Annotated in this window: 18 protein-coding genes and 1 tRNA gene; 13 read left to right on the forward strand and 6 right to left on the reverse strand. The window is 70.4% G+C overall.

Translation table 11 applies throughout. The features are described 5' to 3' along the window. From nuoG to TTH_RS00520, 11 genes are read left to right on the forward strand one after another with little or no spacing between them, the layout of a single operon-like run. Positions 1 to 2,352, forward strand: coding sequence for an NADH-quinone oxidoreductase subunit NuoG (gene nuoG / locus TTH_RS00470; RefSeq protein ID WP_011227701.1), 2,352 nt, complete (start codon positions 1 to 3; stop codon positions 2,350 to 2,352). After that, positions 2,349 to 3,446, forward strand: a complete 1,098-nt coding sequence (nuoH, locus tag TTH_RS00475; protein WP_011227702.1) for an NADH-quinone oxidoreductase subunit NuoH — start codon at positions 2,349 to 2,351, stop codon at positions 3,444 to 3,446. The genes nuoG and nuoH overlap by 4 nt, the downstream gene beginning before the upstream one ends. Beyond that, complete coding sequence (nuoI, locus tag TTH_RS00480) at positions 3,443 to 3,991, forward strand: NADH-quinone oxidoreductase subunit NuoI (protein ID WP_011174264.1); 549 nt, start codon at positions 3,443 to 3,445, stop codon at positions 3,989 to 3,991. Before nuoH ends, nuoI begins: the two co-directional genes overlap by 4 nt. After that, a complete protein-coding gene (locus TTH_RS00485; RefSeq protein WP_011227703.1) occupies positions 3,988 to 4,518 on the forward strand; it encodes an NADH-quinone oxidoreductase subunit J family protein in 531 nt (176 codons plus the stop codon). Before nuoI ends, TTH_RS00485 begins: the two co-directional genes overlap by 4 nt. Continuing rightward, complete coding sequence (gene nuoK / locus TTH_RS00490) at positions 4,515 to 4,802, forward strand: NADH-quinone oxidoreductase subunit NuoK (RefSeq protein WP_011227704.1); 288 nt, start codon at positions 4,515 to 4,517, stop codon at positions 4,800 to 4,802. Before TTH_RS00485 ends, nuoK begins: the two co-directional genes overlap by 4 nt. Before the next feature lie 2 nt (positions 4,803 to 4,804). Then, a complete protein-coding gene (gene nuoL / locus TTH_RS00495; protein ID WP_011227705.1) occupies positions 4,805 to 6,625 on the forward strand; it encodes an NADH-quinone oxidoreductase subunit L in 1,821 nt (606 codons plus the stop codon). Beyond that, positions 6,619 to 8,028: a complex I subunit 4 family protein gene (locus tag TTH_RS00500; RefSeq protein ID WP_011227706.1), complete on the forward strand. Its 1,410-nt coding sequence runs from the start codon at positions 6,619 to 6,621 to the stop codon at positions 8,026 to 8,028. The genes nuoL and TTH_RS00500 overlap by 7 nt, the downstream gene beginning before the upstream one ends. After that, complete coding sequence (locus TTH_RS00505; RefSeq protein ID WP_011227707.1) at positions 8,025 to 9,308, forward strand: NADH-quinone oxidoreductase subunit N; 1,284 nt, start codon at positions 8,025 to 8,027, stop codon at positions 9,306 to 9,308. The genes TTH_RS00500 and TTH_RS00505 overlap by 4 nt, the downstream gene beginning before the upstream one ends. A gap of 12 nt (positions 9,309 to 9,320) precedes the next feature. Further along, a complete protein-coding gene (locus TTH_RS00510; protein WP_011227708.1) occupies positions 9,321 to 11,099 on the forward strand; it encodes an arginine--tRNA ligase in 1,779 nt (592 codons plus the stop codon). Positions 11,100 to 11,103: 4 nt separating this feature from the next. After that, entirely contained in the window at positions 11,104 to 12,150 is a 1,047-nt protein-coding gene (locus TTH_RS00515; protein ID WP_011227709.1) for a S1C family serine protease, read from the forward strand. A 4-nt stretch (positions 12,151 to 12,154) separates the two neighbouring features. After that, positions 12,155 to 13,603, forward strand: coding sequence for a Mur ligase family protein (locus tag TTH_RS00520; RefSeq protein WP_011227710.1), 1,449 nt, complete (start codon positions 12,155 to 12,157; stop codon positions 13,601 to 13,603). Here TTH_RS00520 and fadR read toward each other — a convergent pair. From fadR to TTH_RS00540, 4 genes are all read right to left on the reverse strand, one after another. Continuing rightward, a complete protein-coding gene (gene fadR / locus TTH_RS00525) occupies positions 13,572 to 14,189 on the reverse strand; it encodes a TetR family transcriptional regulator FadR (RefSeq protein ID WP_011227711.1) in 618 nt (205 codons plus the stop codon). The two genes, TTH_RS00520 and fadR, sit on opposite strands and share 32 nt — an antisense overlap. A 5-nt stretch (positions 14,190 to 14,194) precedes the next feature. Next, a complete protein-coding gene (locus TTH_RS00530) occupies positions 14,195 to 14,698 on the reverse strand; it encodes a type 1 glutamine amidotransferase family protein (protein ID WP_011227712.1) in 504 nt (167 codons plus the stop codon). Continuing rightward, positions 14,699 to 15,553, reverse strand: coding sequence for an NAD(P)H-dependent flavin oxidoreductase (locus TTH_RS00535; protein WP_011174253.1), 855 nt, complete (start codon positions 15,551 to 15,553; stop codon positions 14,699 to 14,701). Between the two features lie 65 nt (positions 15,554 to 15,618). After that, positions 15,619 to 15,936, reverse strand: coding sequence for a cupin domain-containing protein (locus TTH_RS00540; protein WP_011174252.1), 318 nt, complete (start codon positions 15,934 to 15,936; stop codon positions 15,619 to 15,621). Positions 15,937 to 15,991: 55 nt separating this feature from the next. Between TTH_RS00540 and TTH_RS00545 the strand changes: the two genes are divergently transcribed. Together TTH_RS00545 and TTH_RS00550 are read left to right on the forward strand one after the other, a co-directional pair. Next, positions 15,992 to 16,068 (forward strand) — tRNA-Pro (locus TTH_RS00545). Between the two features lie 48 nt (positions 16,069 to 16,116). Continuing rightward, positions 16,117 to 16,560 carry a CAP domain-containing protein gene (locus TTH_RS00550; protein ID WP_224065218.1) on the forward strand — a complete coding sequence of 148 codons (444 nt, stop codon included), beginning with the start codon at positions 16,117 to 16,119 and terminating at the stop codon, positions 16,558 to 16,560. A gap of 54 nt (positions 16,561 to 16,614) precedes the next feature. Here TTH_RS00550 and rpe read toward each other — a convergent pair whose 3' ends face one another. Further along, positions 16,615 to 17,277 carry a ribulose-phosphate 3-epimerase gene (gene rpe, locus TTH_RS00555; RefSeq protein ID WP_011174250.1) on the reverse strand — a complete coding sequence of 221 codons (663 nt, stop codon included), beginning with the start codon at positions 17,275 to 17,277 and terminating at the stop codon, positions 16,615 to 16,617. Beyond that, positions 17,277 to 17,702 carry a phosphate-starvation-inducible PsiE family protein gene (locus tag TTH_RS00560; protein ID WP_011227714.1) on the reverse strand — a complete coding sequence of 142 codons (426 nt, stop codon included), beginning with the start codon at positions 17,700 to 17,702 and terminating at the stop codon, positions 17,277 to 17,279. The genes rpe and TTH_RS00560 overlap by 1 nt, the downstream gene beginning before the upstream one ends. Positions 17,703 to 17,705: the final 3 nt, after the last annotated feature.

The raw sequence follows: 17,705 nt of genomic DNA on the forward strand, positions 1-17,705 counted from the left end.
ATGGTCCGGGTCAAGGTGAACGACCGCATCGTGGAGGTGCCCCCGGGGACGAGCGTCATGGACGCCGTCTTCCACGCGGGGTACGACGTGCCCCTCTTCTGCTCGGAAAAGCACCTCTCCCCCATAGGGGCCTGCCGCATGTGCCTGGTGCGGATCGGCCTTCCCAAGAAGGGCCCCGACGGGAAGCCCCTCCTCAACGAGAAGGGCGAGCCTGAGATCCAGTGGCAGCCCAAGCTCGCCGCAAGCTGCGTGACGGCGGTGGCGGACGGGATGGTGGTGGACACCCTCTCGGACGTGGTGCGGGAGGCCCAGGCGGGGATGGTGGAGTTCACCCTCCTCAACCACCCTCTGGACTGCCCTACCTGCGACAAGGGCGGGGCCTGCGAGCTCCAGGACCGCACCGTGGAGTACGGGCTTTACGAGAAGTACTACCAGAAGGGCCCCCTGGAGCTTCCCGTCTACACCCGCTTTGAGTTCACCCGCCGCCACGTGGACAAGCACCACCCCCTCTCCCCCTTCGTCATCCTGGACCGGGAGCGGTGCATCCACTGCAAGCGGTGCGTGCGCTACTTTGAGGAGGTCCCCGGGGACGAGGTCCTGGACTTCATTGAGCGGGGAGTGCACACCTTCATCGGCACCATGGACTTCGGCCTCCCCTCGGGCTTCTCCGGGAACATCACGGACATCTGCCCCGTGGGGGCCCTTCTGGACCTCACCGCCCGCTTCCGCGCCCGAAACTGGGAGATGGAGGAGACCCCCACCACCTGCGCCCTCTGCCCCGTGGGGTGCGGGATCACCGCCGACACCCGTAGCGGCGAGCTCCTCAGGATCCGGGCCCGGGAGGTCCCCGAGGTCAACGAGATCTGGATCTGTGACGCGGGCCGCTTCGGCCACGAGTGGGCGGACCAAAACCGCCTCAAGACCCCCCTGGTGCGGAAAGAGGGAAGGCTCGTGGAGGCCACCTGGGAGGAGGCCTTCCTCGCCCTCAAGGAGGGCCTGAAGGAGGCGAGGGGCGAGGAGGTGGGGCTTTACCTCGCCCACGACGCCACCCTCGAGGAGGGCCTCTTGGCCTCCGAGCTCGCCAAGGCCCTGAAGACCCCCCACCTGGACTTCCAGGGCCGCACCGCCGCCCCGGCGAGCCTCTTCCCGCCCGCCTCCCTGGAGGACCTCCTCCAGGCGGACTTCGCCCTGGTCCTCGGCGACCCCACGGAGGAAGCCCCCATCCTCCACCTCCGCCTCTCCGAGTTCGTGCGCGACCTCAAGCCTCCCCACCGCTACAACCACGGCACCCCCTTCGCCGACCTGCAGATCAAGGAAAGGATGCCCCGCCGCACGGACAAGATGGCCCTCTTCGCCCCGTACCGCGCCCCCCTCATGAAGTGGGCCGCCATCCACGAGGTCCACCGCCCCGGGGAAGAGCGGGAGATCCTCCTCGCCCTCCTCGGGGACAAGGAGGGAAGCGAAATGGTGGCGAAGGCGAAGGAGGCCTGGGAGAAGGCGAAGAACCCGGTGCTCATCCTCGGGGCCGGTGTCCTCCAGGACACCGTGGCCGCGGAAAGGGCCCGCCTCCTCGCCGAGCGCAAGGGGGCCAAGGTCCTCGCCATGACCCCGGCGGCGAACGCCCGGGGCCTCGAGGCCATGGGGGTCCTCCCCGGGGCGAAGGGGGCCTCCTGGGACGAGCCCGGGGCCCTCTACGCCTACTACGGCTTCGTGCCCCCGGAAGAGGCCCTTAAGGGCAAGCGCTTCGTGGTGATGCACCTAAGCCACCTCCACCCCCTGGCGGAGCGCTACGCCCACGTGGTCCTCCCCGCCCCCACCTTCTACGAGAAGCGGGGGCACCTGGTGAACCTGGAGGGCCGGGTCCTCCCCCTAAGCCCCGCCCCCATAGAGAACGGGGAGGCGGAGGGCGCCCTCCAGGTCCTCGCCCTCCTGGCCGAGGCCCTGGGGGTGAGGCCCCCCTTCCGGCTCCACCTCGAGGCGCAGAAGGCCCTGAAGGCCCGGAAGGTCCCGGAGGCCATGGGCCGTCTCTCTTTCCGCCTCAAGGAGCTCCGGCCCAAGGAGCGGAAGGGCGCCTTCTACCTCCGGCCCACCATGTGGAAGGCCCACCAGGCGGTGGGCAAGGCCCAAGAGGCGGCCCGGGCGGAACTCTGGGCCCACCCGGAGACGGCGCGGGCCGAGGCCCTGCCCGAGGGGGCCCAGGTGGCCGTGGAGACCCCCTTCGGCCGGGTGGAGGCCCGGGTGGTCCACCGGGAGGACGTGCCCAAAGGCCACCTCTACCTCTCGGCCCTGGGGCCCGCGGCGGGCCTCCGGGTGGAGGGGCGCGTCCTGGTGCCCGCGGGAGGTGAAGCGTGACCTGGTCCTACCCCGTAGACCCTTACTGGATGGTGGCCCTGAAGGCCCTCTTGGTGGTGGTGGGCCTCCTCACCGCCTTCGCCTTCATGACCCTCATTGAGCGGAGGCTCCTCGCCCGCTTCCAGGTGCGCATGGGGCCGAACCGGGTGGGGCCTTTTGGCCTCCTCCAGCCCCTCGCCGACGCCATCAAGAGCATCTTCAAGGAAGACATCGTGGTGGCCCAGGCGGACCGGTTCCTCTTCGTCCTCGCCCCCCTCATCTCCGTGGTCTTCGCCCTCCTCGCCTTCGGGCTCATCCCCTTCGGCCCGCCGGGAAGCTTCTTCGGCTACCAGCCCTGGGTGATCAACCTGGACCTGGGGATCCTCTACCTCTTCGCCGTAAGCGAGCTCGCCGTCTACGGGATCTTCCTCTCCGGGTGGGCCTCGGGGAGCAAGTACAGCCTCTTGGGCTCCCTCCGCTCCTCGGCGAGCCTCATCTCCTACGAGCTCGGCCTGGGCCTCGCCCTCCTCGCCCCCGTGCTCCTCGTGGGCAGCCTCAACCTGAACGACATCGTGAACTGGCAGAAGGAGCACGGCTGGCTCTTCCTCTACGCCTTCCCCGCCTTCTTGGTCTACCTCATCGCCAGCATGGCCGAGGCCGCCCGCACCCCCTTTGACCTCCCCGAGGCGGAGCAGGAGCTCGTGGGCGGGTACCACACGGAGTACAGCTCCATCAAGTGGGCCCTCTTCCAGATGGCGGAGTACATCCACTTCATCACCGCAAGCGCCCTCATCCCCACCCTCTTCCTGGGCGGCTGGACCATGCCCGTCCTCGAGGTCCCCTACCTCTGGATGTTCCTCAAGATCGCCTTCTTCCTCTTCTTCTTCATCTGGATCCGGGCCACCTGGTTCCGCCTGCGCTACGACCAGCTCCTCCGCTTCGGCTGGGGCTTCCTCTTCCCGCTGGCCCTCCTCTGGTTCCTCGTCACCGCCCTCGTGGTGGCCCTGGACCTCCCCAGGACCTACCTCCTCTACCTCTCCGCCCTAAGCTTCCTCGTCCTCCTGGGAGCGGTCCTCTACACCCCCAAGCCCGCCCGCAAAGGAGGTGGCGCATGACCCTGAAGGCCCTCGCCCAAAGCCTCGGCATCACCCTGAAGTACCTCTTCTCCAAGCCGGTGACCGTCCCCTACCCCGACGCCCCCGTGGCCCTGAAGCCCCGCTTCCACGGGCGGCACGTCCTCACCCGGCACCCGAACGGGCTAGAGAAGTGCATCGGCTGCTCCCTCTGCGCCGCCGCCTGCCCCGCCTACGCCATCTACGTGGAGCCGGCGGAGAACGACCCGGAAAACCCGGTCTCCGCGGGGGAGCGGTACGCCAAGGTCTACGAGATCAACATGCTCCGGTGCATCTTCTGCGGCCTCTGCGAGGAGGCCTGCCCCACGGGGGCCATCGTCCTGGGGTACGACTTTGAGATGGCGGACTACGAGTACTCCGACCTCGTCTACGGCAAGGAGGACATGCTGGTGGACGTGGTGGGCACCAAGCCCCAGCGCCGCGAGGCCAAGCGGACGGGCAAGCCCGTGAAGGTGGGCTACGTGGTGCCCTACGTGCGGCCCGAGCTGGAGGGGTTCAAGGCCCCCACGGAAGGGGGGAAGCGATGAGCCTTCTTGAAGGCCTCGCCCTCTTCCTCCTCCTCCTGAGCGGGGTCCTGGTGGTGACCCTCAGGAACGCCATCCACGCCGCCCTGGCCCTGATCCTCAACTTCCTGGTCCTCGCCGGAGTCTACGTGGCCCTGGACGCCCGCTTCCTGGGCTTTATCCAGGTCATCGTCTACGCCGGGGCCATCGTGGTCCTCTTCCTCTTCGTCATCATGCTCCTCTTCGCCGCCCAGGGGGAGATCGGGTTTGACCCCCTGGTGCGCTCCAGGCCCCTCGCCGCCCTCCTCGCCTTAGGGGTGGCGGGGATCTTGGCCGCGGGGCTTTGGGGGCTGGACCTCGCCTTCACCCAGGACCTGAAGGGCGGGCTTCCCCAGGCCCTGGGGCCCCTGCTCTACGGCGACTGGCTCTTCGTCCTCCTCGCGGTGGGCTTCCTCCTCATGGCCGCCACGGTGGTGGCCGTGGCCCTGGTGGAGCCCGGGAAGGCCTCGAGGGCCAAGGAGGCGGAGAAGCGGGAGGAGGTGGCGCGGTGAGCTACCTCCTCACCTCCGCCCTCCTCTTCGCCCTCGGGGTCTACGGGGTCCTCACCCGGAGGACCGCCATCCTGGTCTTCCTCTCCATTGAGCTCATGCTGAACGCGGCCAACCTCTCCCTGGTGGGCTTCGCCCGGGCCTACGGGCTTGACGGCCAGGTGGCCGCCCTCATGGTCATCGCCGTGGCCGCCGCCGAGGTGGCCGTGGGCCTCGGCCTCATCGTGGCCATCTTCCGCCACCGGGAGAGCACCGCGGTGGACGACCTCTCGGAGCTTCGGGGGTAAGCATGGCGCTTCTCGGGACGATTCTCCTGCCCTTGTTGGGCTTCGCCCTCCTCGGCCTCTTCGGCAAAAGGATGCGAGAGCCCCTCCCCGGGGTCCTGGCCTCGGGGCTCGTCCTCGCCTCCTTCCTCCTGGGGGCGGGGCTTCTCCTCTCGGGCGGGGCCCGCTTCCAAGCGGAGTGGCTTCCCGGCATCCCCTTCAGCCTCCTTCTGGACAACCTCTCCGGCTTCATGCTCCTCATCGTCACCGGCGTGGGCTTCCTCATCCACGTCTACGCCATCGGCTACATGGGGGGGGACCCGGGCTACAGCCGCTTCTTCGCCTACTTCAACCTCTTCATCGCCATGATGCTCACCCTGGTCCTCGCCGACAGCTACCCGGTGATGTTCATCGGCTGGGAGGGGGTGGGCCTGGCGAGCTTCCTCCTCATCGGCTTCTGGTACAAGAACCCCCAGTACGCCGACAGCGCCCGCAAGGCCTTCATCGTGAACCGGATCGGCGACCTGGGCTTCATGCTGGGCATGGCCATCCTCTGGGCCCTCTACGGCACCCTCTCCATCAGCGAGCTCAAGGAGGCGATGGAGGGCCCCCTGAAGAACCCTGACCTCCTCGCCCTGGCAGGGCTTCTCCTCTTCCTCGGGGCTGTGGGCAAGAGCGCCCAGATCCCCCTCATGGTCTGGCTCCCCGACGCCATGGCCGGCCCCACCCCCGTCTCCGCCCTGATCCACGCGGCCACCATGGTGACGGCCGGGGTCTACCTCATCGCCCGGAGCTCCTTCCTCTACAGCGTCCTCCCCGACGTCTCCTACGCCATCGCCGTGGTCGGCCTCCTCACCGCGGCTTATGGGGCGCTATCCGCCTTCGGCCAGACCGATATCAAGAAAATCGTCGCCTACTCCACCATCAGCCAGCTCGGGTACATGTTCCTGGCGGCCGGGGTGGGGGCGTACTGGGTGGCCCTCTTCCACGTCTTCACCCACGCCTTCTTCAAGGCCCTCCTCTTCCTGGCCTCGGGGAGCGTGATCCACGCCCTGGGGGGCGAGCAGGACGTGCGCAAGATGGGGGGCCTCTGGAAGCACCTGCCCCAAACCCGCTGGCACGCCCTCATCGGGGCCCTGGCCCTGGGCGGCCTCCCCTTGCTTTCCGGCTTCTGGTCCAAGGACGCCATCCTCGCCGCCACCCTCACCTACCCCTTCGGGGGAGTGGGGTTCTACGTGGGGGCGCTCCTCGTGGCGGTCCTCACCGCCATGTACGCCATGCGCTGGTTCGTCCTGGTCTTCCTGGGGGAGGAGAGGGGGCACCACCACCCCCACGAGGCCCCGCCGGTGATGCTCTGGCCCAACCACCTCCTGGCCCTGGGCTCGGTCCTCGCGGGGTACCTGGCCCTGCCCCACCCCTTGCCCAACGTCCTGGAACCCTTCCTGAAGCCCGCCCTGGCGGAGGTGGAGGCCCACCACCTCTCCCTGGGGGCGGAGTGGGGCCTCATCGCCCTCTCGGCGGCGGTGGCCCTTCTAGGGCTCTGGGCGGGTTTCGTCTTCTTCCAGCGCAAGGTTTTCCCCGCCTGGTACCTGGCCTTTGAGGCGGCGAGCCGGGAGGCCTTCTACGTGGACCGGGCCTACAACGCCCTCATCGTGAACCCCTTGAAGGCCCTGGCGGAGGCCCTCTTCTACGGGGATCGGGGCCTCCTAAGCGGCTACTTCGGCCTGGGCGGGGCGGCGCGGAGCCTGGGGCAGGGCCTCGCCCGGTTGCAGACCGGCTACCTTAGGGTTTACGCCCTCCTCTTCGTGCTGGGGGCGCTTCTCCTTCTGGGGGTGATGCGGTGGTAGTCCTGGCGGTCCTTCTACCGGTGGTCTTCGGGGCCCTGCTCCTTTTGGGCCTGCCCCGGGCCCTCGGGGTTTTGGGGGCGGGGCTTTCCTTCCTCCTCAACCTCTACCTCTTCCTCACCCACCCGGGCGGGGTGGCCCACGCCTTCCAAGCCCCCCTCCTCCCCGGGGCGGGGGTGTACTGGGCCTTCGGTCTAGACGGGCTTTCCGCGCTTTTCTTCCTCACCATCGCCCTCACCGTTTTCTTAGGGGCTTTGGTGGCGAGGGTGGAAGGGCGCTTCCTGGGCCTCGCCCTCCTCATGGAGGGGCTTCTCCTCGGCCTCTTCGCCGCCCGGGACCTCCTCGTCTTCTACGTCTTCTTTGAGGCCGCCCTCATCCCCGCCCTCCTCATGCTCTACCTCTACGGGGGGGAGGGGCGGACGCGGGCCCTCTACACCTTCGTCCTCTTCACCCTGGTGGGCTCCTTGCCCATGCTCGCCGCCGTCCTCGGGGCCAGGCTCCTCTCGGGCAGCCCCACCTTCCTCCTGGAGGACCTCCTCGCCCACCCCCTCCAGGAAGAGGCCGCCTTCTGGGTCTTCCTGGGCTTCGCCCTGGCCTTCGCCATCAAGACGCCCCTCTTCCCCCTCCACGCCTGGCTTCCCCCCTTCCACCAGGAAAACCACCCTTCGGGCCTCGCCGACGCCCTCGGCACCCTTTACAAGGTGGGGGTCTTCGCCTTCTTCCGCTTCGCCATCCCCTTGGCCCCTGAGGGCTTCGCCCAGGCCCAGGGCCTCCTCCTCTTCCTGGCGGCCCTCTCCGCCCTCTACGGCGCCTGGGTGGCCTTCGCCGCCAAGGACTTCAAGACCCTCCTGGCCTACGCCGGGCTTTCCCACATGGGGGTGGCGGCCCTGGGGGTCTTCTCGGGCACGCCGGAAGGGGCCATGGGGGGGCTATACCTCCTGGCGGCAAGCGGGGTCTACACCGGGGGGCTCTTCCTCCTCGCGGGAAGGCTTTACGAGCGGACGGGCACCCTGGAGATCGGGCGCTACCGGGGCCTGGCACAAAGCGCCCCGGGCCTCGCCGCCTTGGCCCTCATCCTCTTCCTCGCCATGGTGGGCCTCCCCGGGCTTTCCGGCTTCCCCGGGGAGTTTCTGACCCTCCTCGGGGCCTACAAGGCAAGCCCCTGGCTTGCCGCCTTGGCCTTCCTCTCCGTGATCGCCTCCGCGGCCTACGCCCTCACCGCCTTCCAGAAGACCTTCTGGGAGGAGGGAGGGTCCGGGGTGAAGGACCTCGCGGGGGCGGAGTGGGGCTTCGCCCTGCTTAGCGTCCTCGCCCTCCTCCTCATGGGGGTCTTCCCCGGCTACTTCGCCCGGGGGCTCCACCCTCTGGCGGAGGCCTTCGCCAAGCTTCTTGGAGGTGGCGCATGACCCTGGCGATCCTCGCGGTCTTCTCCGTGGCCTTGACCCTTCTCGGTTTCGTCCTCCCGCCCCAGGGCGTGAAGCGGGCCACGCTCCTGGGCCTGGCCCTGGCCCTCGCAAGCCTCCTCCTCACCTGGGGGAAGCCCTTCGCCTTCGGGCCCTACGCGGTGGACGGCGTCTCCCAGGTCTTCACCCTCCTCGCCCTCCTGGGGGCCTTGTGGACCGTGGGCCTCGTGCGCTCGGGGCGGTTTGAGTTCTACCTCCTCGTCCTCTACGCCGCCTTGGGCATGCACCTCCTCGCCTCCACCCGGCACCTCCTCCTGATGCTCGTGGCCCTCGAGGCCCTCTCCCTCCCCCTCTACGCCCTCGCCACCTGGCGCCGGGGGCAGGGCCTCGAGGCCGCCCTCAAGTACTTCCTCCTGGGGGCCTTGGCCGCCGCCTTCTTCCTCTACGGGGCGGCCCTCTTCTACGGGGCCACGGGGAGCCTCGTCCTGGGCGCCCCCGGGGAAGGCCCCCTCTACGCCCTGGCCCTGGGCCTGCTCCTCGTGGGCCTGGGCTTTAAGGCGGCCCTCGCCCCCTTCCACTTCTGGACCCCCGACGTCTACCAGGGAAGCCCCACCCCCGTGGTCCTCTTCATGGCCACCTCGGTGAAGGCCGCGGCCTTCGCCGCCCTCCTCCGGGTGGCCGCACCCCCCGAGGCCCTCGCCCTCCTCGTGGCCCTCTCCGTGGTGGTGGGGAACCTGGCGGCCCTGGCGCAGAAGGAGGCCAAGCGGCTTCTCGCCTACTCCTCCATCGCCCACGCCGGGTACATGGCCCTCGCCCTCTACACCGGAAACGCCCAGGCCCTGGGCTTCTACCTCCTCACCTACGTCCTGGCCACGGGCCTCGCCTTCGCCGTCCTAAGCCAGATCTCCCCGGACCGGGTGCCCCTGGAAGCCCTCCGGGGCCTCTACCGGAAAGACCCCCTCCTGGGCCTCGCCTTCCTGGTGGCCATGCTTTCCCTGCTGGGCCTGCCGCCCCTCGCGGGCTTTTGGGGCAAGTACCTGGCCTTCGCCGAGGCGGCCCGGGCCGGGGCCTGGGGGGTCTTGGTCCTGGCCCTCGTCACCAGCGCCGTGAGCGCCTACTACTACCTCGGGCTCGGGCTTGCCGTCTTCGCGCGGCCCGAGGAGACCCCCTTCCGCCCAGGCCCTCCCTGGGCCCGGGCCGCGGTCGTGGCCGCCGGGGTCCTCCTCCTCGCCTTGGGGCTCCTCCCCGGCCTCGTCCTCCCCGCCTTGGCCGCGGGGGGTTAAGATAACCCCCTGATGCTACGGCGCGCGCTGGAAGAGGCCATCGCCCAGGCCCTAAAGGAGATGGGGGTTCCGGTCCGCCTCAAGGTGGCCCGGGCCCCCAAGGACAAACCGGGGGACTACGGCGTCCCCCTTTTCGCCTTGGCCAAGGAGCTGCGGAAGCCCCCCCAGGCCATCGCCCAGGAGCTCAAGGACCGGCTTCCCCTGCCCGAGTTCGTGGAGGAGGCCGTCCCCGTGGGGGGGTACCTGAACTTCCGCCTCCGCACCGAGGCCCTCCTCCGGGAGGCCCTCCGCCCCAAGGCCCCCTTCCCCAGGCGGCCCGGGGTGGTCCTGGTGGAGCACACCTCGGTGAACCCCAACAAGGAGCTCCACGTGGGCCACCTGCGCAACATCGCCCTGGGGGACGCCATCGCCCGCATCCTGGCCTACGCGGGCCGGGAGGTTTTGGTCCTCAACTACATTGACGACACGGGCCGCCAGGCGGCGGAGACCCTCTTCGCCCTCCGCCACTACGGCCTCACCTGGGACGGGAAGGAGAAGTACGACCACTTCGCCGGCCGGGCCTACGTCCGCCTGCACCAGGACCCCGAGTACGAGAGGCTCCAGCCCGCCATTGAGGAAGTCCTCCACGCCCTGGAGCGGGGGGAGCTCAGGGAGGAGGTGAACCGGATCCTCCTCGCCCAGATGGCCACGATGCACGCCCTGAACGCCCGCTACGACCTCCTCGTCTGGGAGTCCGACATCGTCCGGGCGGGGCTCCTCCAGAAGGCCCTCGCCCTCCTGGAGCAAAGCCCCCACGTCTTCCGCCCCCGGGAGGGGAAGTACGCCGGGGCCCTGGTCATGGACGCGAGCCCCGTGATCCCGGGCCTCGAGGACCCCTTCTTCGTCCTCCTGCGCTCCAACGGCACGGCCACCTACTACGCCAAGGACATCGCCTTCCAGTTCTGGAAGATGGGCATCCTGGAGGGCCTCCGCTTCCGCCCCTACGAGAACCCCTACTACCCCGGCCTCCGGACGAGCGCCCCCGAGGGGGAGGCCTACACCCCCAAGGCGGAGGAGACCATCAACGTCGTTGACGTGCGCCAAAGCCACCCCCAGGCCCTGGTGCGGGCCGCCCTGGCCCTCGCGGGCTACCCCGCGCTTGCGGAGAAGGCCCACCACCTGGCCTACGAGACCGTCCTCCTGGAGGGGCGGCAGATGTCGGGGCGGAAGGGGCTTGCCGTGAGCGTGGACGAGGTGCTGGAGGAGGCCACCCGGAGGGCCCGGGCCATCGTGGAGGAGAAGAACCCCGACCACCCCGACAAGGAGGAGGCGGCGCGGATGGTGGCCCTGGGGGCGATCCGCTTCAGCATGGTCAAGACCGAGCCCAAGAAGCAGATTGACTTCCGCTACCAGGAGGCCCTCTCCTTTGAAGGGGACACCGGCCCCTACGTCCAGTACGCCCACGCCCGGGCCCACAGCATCCTGCGCAAGGCGGGGGAGTGGGGAGCGCCGGACCTCTCCCAGGCCACCCCTTACGAGCGGGCCCTGGCCCTGGACCTCCTGGACTTTGAGGAGGCGGTGCTGGAGGCGGCCGAGGAGAGGACCCCCCACGTCCTCGCCCAGTACCTCCTGGACCTCGCGGCGAGCTGGAACGCCTACTACAACGCCCGGGAAAACGGCCAGCCCGCCACCCCCGTCCTCACCGCCCCTGAGGGGCTGAGGGAGCTCCGCCTAAGCCTCGTCCAGAGCCTGCAAAGGACCCTGGCCACGGGCCTGGACCTCCTCGGCATCCCCGCGCCTGAGGTAATGTAAGCCCATGCGGGCCCTTCTCCTCCTAGCCCTCCTCCTGACCCTGGTCCTGGGGCAGCGCCTGGTCGCCCCCGAGGAGGTGGCCCGGGCCCAGGTGATCCAAAAGGCCCTCCCCGCGGTGGTGCGCGTCCAGGGAAGCGCCCTCTCCCCCGGAGGGGAGGACGTGGTGGGCACGGGCTTCTTCGTGGGGCCGAGCCGGGTGGTCACCAACTACCACGTGATCCGGGACCTCAAGGACCTCACCGTCCGGCTCGCCGACGGAAGGACGTTTCTCGCGGAGCGCTACGCCGTGGACCCCGGGATTGACCTCGCCCTCCTCACCGTCCGGGGGGCGCGGGCCCCCGGGGTGCTGGCCTTCGCCCAGGTGGAGGCGAGGCGCCTCCCCCTGGGGATGGGGGTGGTCCTGGTGGGCTTCCCCTACGGCCAGGGGCCCCTGGCCTCCTTCGGCATCCTCTCGGGGGTGGGCCCCCTGGAGGTTCCCCTGCCGGACCCGAGCGTGGGAACCGAAGTGGGGGAGTACCTCTTCACCGACGCCCCCCTCACCGTGGGGAACTCGGGAAGCCCCCTGCTCAACCTCCAGGGCGAGGTGGTGGGCCTCGTGGCCGACGTCATCGGGGGGCCGGCCGGGATCGGGGGCATCGGCGTGGCCGTGCCCGGGGACCTGGTGGCCCAAAGCATCGCCGACCTGGAGCGCTTCGGCCTCCCCCAAAGGGGATGGCTCGGGGCCAGCCTCATCAGCCTGGACGAACTCCCCCCCGTCCTCCTCCGGGCCGTGGGCCTCACCTCCACCCAGGGGGCGATGGTGGACCGGGTGGAGCCGGGAAGCCCCGCGGCCAGGGCCGGCCTCAAAGGGGCCCAGCGGGACACCCAGGGGAGGCTCCTCGCCCTGGGGGACGTGATCCTGGCCGTGGACGGGGTGGCGGTGAAGGACAAGGCGGACGTCGTCCGCCTGGTGGCCCAGCGCCGCCCCGGGGACCGGGTCCGCCTCACCCTCTGGCGGGACCGGAGGCGGCTGGAGGTCACCGTGGTCCTGATGGCCCGGCCGCGGGAGTGAGGCCATGCCCACCTTGAAGGAGCTCTTCGCCCTCTTCGGGAAGGAAGCCCCGGAGGTGCCCGTCAGGGGCCTCACCCTGGACTCGAGGCGGGTGGAGCCCGGCTTCGTCTTCGTGGCCGTACCCGGGGTTCCCCTCCCCCACCGGAAGCCCCTGGACGGGCACGACTTCGTCCCCGAGGCCCTGGCCCGGGGGGCGGTGGCCGTGGTGGGGGAAAGGCCCCTCGCCCTCCCCGTCCCCTACCTCCAGGTGGCCGACGGCCGCCAGGCCCTCGCCCTCCTGGCCCGGCGCTTCCACGGGGAGCCGGACCGGAAGCTCCTCCTCGTGGGGGTCACGGGGTCCAAGGGCAAGAGCACCACGGCAAGCCTCCTCCACCACCTCCTAAAGCGGGCCCAGGGCGGAAGCGCCCTCCTCTCCACCGTGGGCCTCCGCCTGGGCGAGGAGGCCCGCCCCCCCGTGGGCCACTTCACCACCCCGGAAGCCCCCGAGGTCTACGCCTTCCTCCGGGAGGCGGCGGACCGCGGCCTGAAAAGCGCCGTGCTGGAGGTCTCCAGCCACGCCCTGGCCCTGAAGCGGGTGGAGGGCCTCACCTTCCGGGTGGGGGTCTTCGTGAACTTCTACCCCGACGACCACCTGGACTTCCACGGCACCGCCGAGGCCTACTTCCGGGCCAAGGCCCTCCTGGTGGAGCGGTCGGACCTCGCCGTCCTCGCCCGTAGCCTCCCCCACTTCCCCCGGCTCGCCCAGAGGCCCCACCTGAGCTTCGGGGAGGGAGGGGAGGTCTATGCGGAGGGGCTTCGGGAAACCCCGGAGGGCCTGGCCTTCCGCCTCCACACCCCCTGGGGGTCAGGGGAGGCCTTCTTGCCCCTCCTCGGGGCCTACAACCTGGAAAACGCCCTCGCCGCAAGCGCCGCCGCCCTGGCCCTGGGGGTGGGCCTCGAGGCGGTGCTGGAGGGCCTCGCCACCTTCCCCGGGGTGCCGGGCCGGATGGAGGTGGTCCTCAAGGCCCCCTTCCGCGTGGTCATTGACTTCGCCCACACCGGGAAGAGCCTGGAGGCCGCCCTGAAGACCCTCCGCCCCACCACCCCGGGGAGGCTCCTTTTGGTGGTGGGGGCGGCCGGGGAGCGGGACCCCCAGCGGCGCGTGGACATCGGCCGGGTGGCGGCCCGCCTCGCGGACAAGACCTTCTTCACCGAGGAGGACCACCGGGGCGAGGACCTCTTCGCCATCCTGGAGGCCATGGCCCAGGCGGCCCGGGCCGAGGGCGGGGTCTACGAGCTCGTCCCCGACCGGGAGGAGGCCATCCTCAAGGCCATCCTCGAGGCCCGCCCCGGGGACACGGTCCTGCTCGCCGGCAAGGGGCACGAGGCCACCTTGGAGCGGGGCCAGGTGGCCCTGCCCTGGAACGAGCGGGAGGCCGCCCTCAAAGCCCTCCGGGCGCGGGGGCTTCCCTGACCAGCATCCCCTCGAGGAGGAGCCTGAGGTTCTTCTCCAGCTCCTCGGCCAGGTCCCGCCCCGGGGTGTAGGCGGCCCAGCGCAGGGCGGAGAGGAAGTAGAGGTCGGCCAAGGTGCGGCCCATGCGCTCCAGGGAGAAGTCCTGGCGCAGCACCCCCTGCTCCCTAAGGGGCTTCAGGATCTCGGCGATCAGGTCCCCCAGGGGCAAGGCCTCAAAGGCCGCCCGGGCCCGCACGGGGTCGGGGTTGAGGAGCTCGTAGAACATGGGCAGGAGGAGGTCCTTCTCCCGCGCCGTCCCCTCGGCCAGGACGCGGAAGAGGTGGCGCAGGACCTCCACGGGCTCCCTGCCCTGGGCGAGGAGGCGCCGCACCTCCTCCCGCAGGCCGGCGAGGAGCTGGCTCCCGTAGTCCAGAAGCACCGCCTCCTTGTAGGGGTAGTAGTTGAAGAAGGTGCCCCGGGAGACGTGGGCCGCCTTGGCGATCTCCGTGGCCGTGGTCTCCTGGAAGCCCCGGTTGCGGAAAAGCTCCATGGCGGCGCGGAAGATCCGCTCCCGCCGCCTTTTTTTCTGGTACTCGCGCACGGCCATGGCACCTAGTCTACAAGGAGAATTGGCCGCCCCATCCAGGCCCCCAGGGCCTCGAGGAGGTAAAGCCCCCCCCGGGTCGTGTAGACCCGCCCTTCCCGGTGCCAGGGGGAGGCCACCACCCGGTGGCCCCGGGCCTCGAGGCCAAGCCCGGAAGGGGCCGCCACCGCCTCGGGAAGCCTGCCCGCCTCCTCCAGAAAGAGGTGGGCGTTGAAGCCCACGAAGACGGCCTCCAAGCCCTCCCAGACCTCCTCCAGGAAGGCCAGGTAGGCGGGGTCCCGGGCCCTCTCCCTAGGCCGCCTCGCCCCCGGGATCACCAGGGCCCTAGGCTGTGGGGCCGCGGGGAAGGCGTAGGTGGGGGTCCAGACGGAGCCCGCGAGGGCCAAGGTGCCCTTCCGCCCCTTGGCCACGGTGTAGGCGGGAAGCCCGAGGCGCCTCGCCGCCTCCAAGGCCAAGGCCGCCTCCAGCTCGCTGAACTCCGGGAGCAAAAGGACCGCGAGGGCCTTCTCCATTCACGGAAGCCCGGCCTTCGCCGCCCGGTACTCCTCCACCAGGCGGGCCACCACCTCCTTGGCCGAGGGGATCTCCCGGATGAAGGCCACCCCGTGCCCGGCGGAGTAGACCTCCTTCCAGGCCTTCCCCCCGCCCTGACGGAACCGCTCCAGGGACTCCCTGAGGAAGTTGGCGGGCACCCCGGTGACCTCGGGGGTGTACTCTATGTCCTCCGGCTGGGCGCGCAGGAGGGCCTCCTTGTACTCCAAGGGCGCCCCCGACTCCAGGGTGGCGATGAAGCGGGTGCCGATGTAGACCCCGTCCCCCAGGGCCAAGGCCGCGAGGACCTGCCTCCCCGTGGCGATCCCCCCGGCGATGAGGACGGGCACCCCGAGCTCCTCCCTAAGCCAAGGCCCGAGGACGAAGGGGCTCACCCTCCCGGCGTGCCCCCCGGCCCCGCAGGCCACGGCCACCAGGGCGTCCGCCCCGGCCTCCACCGCCTTCCTCCCGTGCCTCAGGCCCACCACGTCGCACCAGACCACGCCGCCGTAGGCCTTGACCCGCTCCACCACCCGGGTGGGGTCCCCCAGGGAGGTGACCACGAGGGGAACCCGGCGCTCCACCACCGCCTCCAGGTCCTCCTCGAGGCGGGGGTTGCCCTTCAGGATGAGGTTCACCCCGAAGGGCACCCCTTCAGGGAAGCTCTCCAGGAACTCCCGGAAGGCCTGGTGGGTGCGGAAGTTGAGGCTGGGGATCACCCCGATCCCCCCGGCCTCGGCCACCGCCTGGAGGAGGGGCGCGTTGGACACCAGGAACATGGGCGCGGCCACGATGGGGTAGCGGATGCCCAGCATGCGGGTGATGGCGGTCTCCATGGGGGAATTTTACCAGGTCCAAAAGGCCCTTCAAGGAGCTTTCCCAAAGGGCTTGCCCTCGTTTCTCAGGGCCTCGGGGCCGTGACCACGAGGAGCAGGGCGGGGCTTGCCGACTCGTTCCGCACCCCGTGGGGGGCGCCCGCCGGGGCGAAGGCGGCCATGCCGGGGGCAAGGAGGGCCTCCTCCTCCCCCACCCGCACCACCACCTCCCCTTCCAGGGCGTAGTAGACCTTGTCCGAGCCCTCGTGGACGTGCACCTTCTGGGCCTGGCCCGGAAGGAGGGCGTAGAGGTCGTAGAGCATCCGCTCCGACTGGAAGACGGGGATCTTGGCCATCTTCTCCGGGTTGTAGCGGGCGAGGCGCTTCAGGTCCTTGATCTCCATGCCCGAAGTCTACTTGACGGGGGCCCGGAAGAGGGCTAGACTAACCTTTGCGCGCCGGGGAGTAGCGCAGCCTGGTAGCGCACACGCTTGGGGTGCGTGGGGTCGTCGGTTCAAATCCGGCCTCCCCGACCAGCGCGAAGGGCCCGCCCAAAAGGGCGGGCCTTCTGTTACCCTTTAGGCGTGCGCCTCCTCCTTCTCCTCGCCCTCCTCCCCGCCTGCGCCGGACAGGGGGCCGACCCCGTCCTCGAGGCCCTGAACCGGATCCGGGCCGAGGGGCGCACCTGCGGGGGCGTCTACCACCCCGCGGCCCCTCCCCTGGCCTGGGACGCCAGGCTCACGGCCGCGGCCAGGGCCCACACGGAGGACATGGCCGCCCACGGCTTCCTGGGGCACGTGGGCACGGACGGCTCCACCGTCCGGGAGCGGGTGGAGCGGGAAGGGTACCTCTGGTCCGCCCTGGGCGAGAACGTGGCCTACGGCCCCGCCCAGGCGGAGGCGGCCCTCCGCGCCTGGGCGGAAAGCCCCGGCCACTGCGCCAACCTCATGGACCCCCGCTTCGTCCACGCGGGGCTCTGGGGGCGGGAAGGGTACTGGACCCTCGTCCTGGGGCGCCCAAGGCCGTAAGCCTCGCCGGGCAGGCCCCGTCCATACCCCCGCTTGCGCCGGCATGGGGTGGCCTTAGCCCAGCAGGGCGAGGCGGAGGGCCTTCAGGTTCTCCGCCACGGGTTTGTCGTTGAAGAGGGCGCTCCCCGCCACGGCCACGTCCGCCCCCGCCCGCCGGGCTTCGGCCACGGTGTCCCGGTTGATGCCGCCGTCCACCACGATGAGGCAGGCGGGGTTCAACCGGTCCCGCATGGCCTTGAGGCGCCGGAGCCTCTCCGTGGCCGTGGGGAGGTAGCGCTGGCCGCCGAAGCCGGGGTTGACGCTCATGAGGAGGGCCAGGTCCAGATCCGGGAGCAGGGGTTCAAAGGCCTCCAGGGGCGTCCCCGGGTTCACGGCGAGCCCCGCCTTCTTTCCCAGCTCCTTCACCTTCTGCACCGCCCGGTGGGGGTGGTAGGTGGCCTCAAAGTGCACGGTGATGTGGTCCGCCCCGGCTTGGGCGAAGTCCTCGAGGTAGCGCTCCGGCTTTACGATCATGAGGTGAACGTCCAGGGGCAAGGAGGTGACCCGCCTGACCGCCTCCACGAGGAGGGGCCCGAAGGTGAGGTTGGGGACGAAGACCCCGTCCATCACGTCCAGGTGGATCCAGTCCACCCCGGCCGCCTCCGCCTCCCTTATGGCCTCCCCTAGCCTCGCCAGGTCCGCCGTGAGAATGGAGGGCGCGAACCGCACGGGTCCCACTATACCCCGCGCACCAGGCGGTAGGCCCAGGCCAGGGTCAGCACCATGAGGGAGAGGAGGAGAAGCTCCGCCAAAACCGCCTGGAAGCCGGGGTCCTGAAGGGAGAAGGAGAACTTCTGCAACCCCTCGGCGGTGACCACGAGGATCCGCCGCACCCCGGCGATGAGGCCGATGACGAGGAAGGGCTCCACCTGAAGCTGCCCCTCCCGGGCGAAGCGGACGAGGGTGTAGAGGATCTCGGCCATCATCAGGGCGAGGAGCACCCGGTCCAGGAGGAAGACGGCCACCTTGCTCCCCCCGCCCCCCAGGAAAAGCCCCACGCCCTGGACCAGGGCCTCGCCCAAGACGTAGACCGCCCCCAGGACCACGAGGAGCCCGGCGAAGAGGTAGATGGCCGCCTCGGCTTTGCGAAACGCCTCCCCCATGCC

It is taken from the genome of Thermus thermophilus HB8, assembly GCF_000091545.1.
GTDB classification, from domain to species: Bacteria; Deinococcota; Deinococci; order Deinococcales; family Thermaceae; genus Thermus; species Thermus thermophilus.

Excerpts from the sequence above, each read along its gene's own strand:
- nuoG (WP_011227701.1), top strand. The coding sequence starts at position 1 with ATGGTCCGGGTCAAGGTGAACGACCGCATCGTGGAGGTGCCCCCGGGG.
- nuoI (WP_011174264.1), top strand. The coding sequence starts at position 3,443 with ATGACCCTGAAGGCCCTCGCCCAAAGCCTCGGCATCACCCTGAAGTAC.
- TTH_RS00485 (WP_011227703.1), top strand. The coding sequence starts at position 3,988 with ATGAGCCTTCTTGAAGGCCTCGCCCTCTTCCTCCTCCTCCTGAGCGGG.
- nuoL (WP_011227705.1), top strand. The coding sequence starts at position 4,805 with ATGGCGCTTCTCGGGACGATTCTCCTGCCCTTGTTGGGCTTCGCCCTC.
- TTH_RS00505 (WP_011227707.1), top strand. The coding sequence starts at position 8,025 with ATGACCCTGGCGATCCTCGCGGTCTTCTCCGTGGCCTTGACCCTTCTC.
- TTH_RS00510 (WP_011227708.1), top strand. The coding sequence starts at position 9,321 with ATGCTACGGCGCGCGCTGGAAGAGGCCATCGCCCAGGCCCTAAAGGAG.
- TTH_RS00515 (WP_011227709.1), top strand. The coding sequence starts at position 11,104 with ATGCGGGCCCTTCTCCTCCTAGCCCTCCTCCTGACCCTGGTCCTGGGG.
- TTH_RS00520 (WP_011227710.1), top strand. The coding sequence starts at position 12,155 with ATGCCCACCTTGAAGGAGCTCTTCGCCCTCTTCGGGAAGGAAGCCCCG.
- fadR (WP_011227711.1), bottom strand. The coding sequence starts at position 14,189 with ATGGCCGTGCGCGAGTACCAGAAAAAAAGGCGGCGGGAGCGGATCTTC.
- TTH_RS00530 (WP_011227712.1), bottom strand. The coding sequence starts at position 14,698 with ATGGAGAAGGCCCTCGCGGTCCTTTTGCTCCCGGAGTTCAGCGAGCTG.
- TTH_RS00535 (WP_011174253.1), bottom strand. The coding sequence starts at position 15,553 with ATGGAGACCGCCATCACCCGCATGCTGGGCATCCGCTACCCCATCGTG.
- TTH_RS00540 (WP_011174252.1), bottom strand. The coding sequence starts at position 15,936 with ATGGAGATCAAGGACCTGAAGCGCCTCGCCCGCTACAACCCGGAGAAG.
- TTH_RS00560 (WP_011227714.1), bottom strand. The coding sequence starts at position 17,702 with ATGGGGGAGGCGTTTCGCAAAGCCGAGGCGGCCATCTACCTCTTCGCC.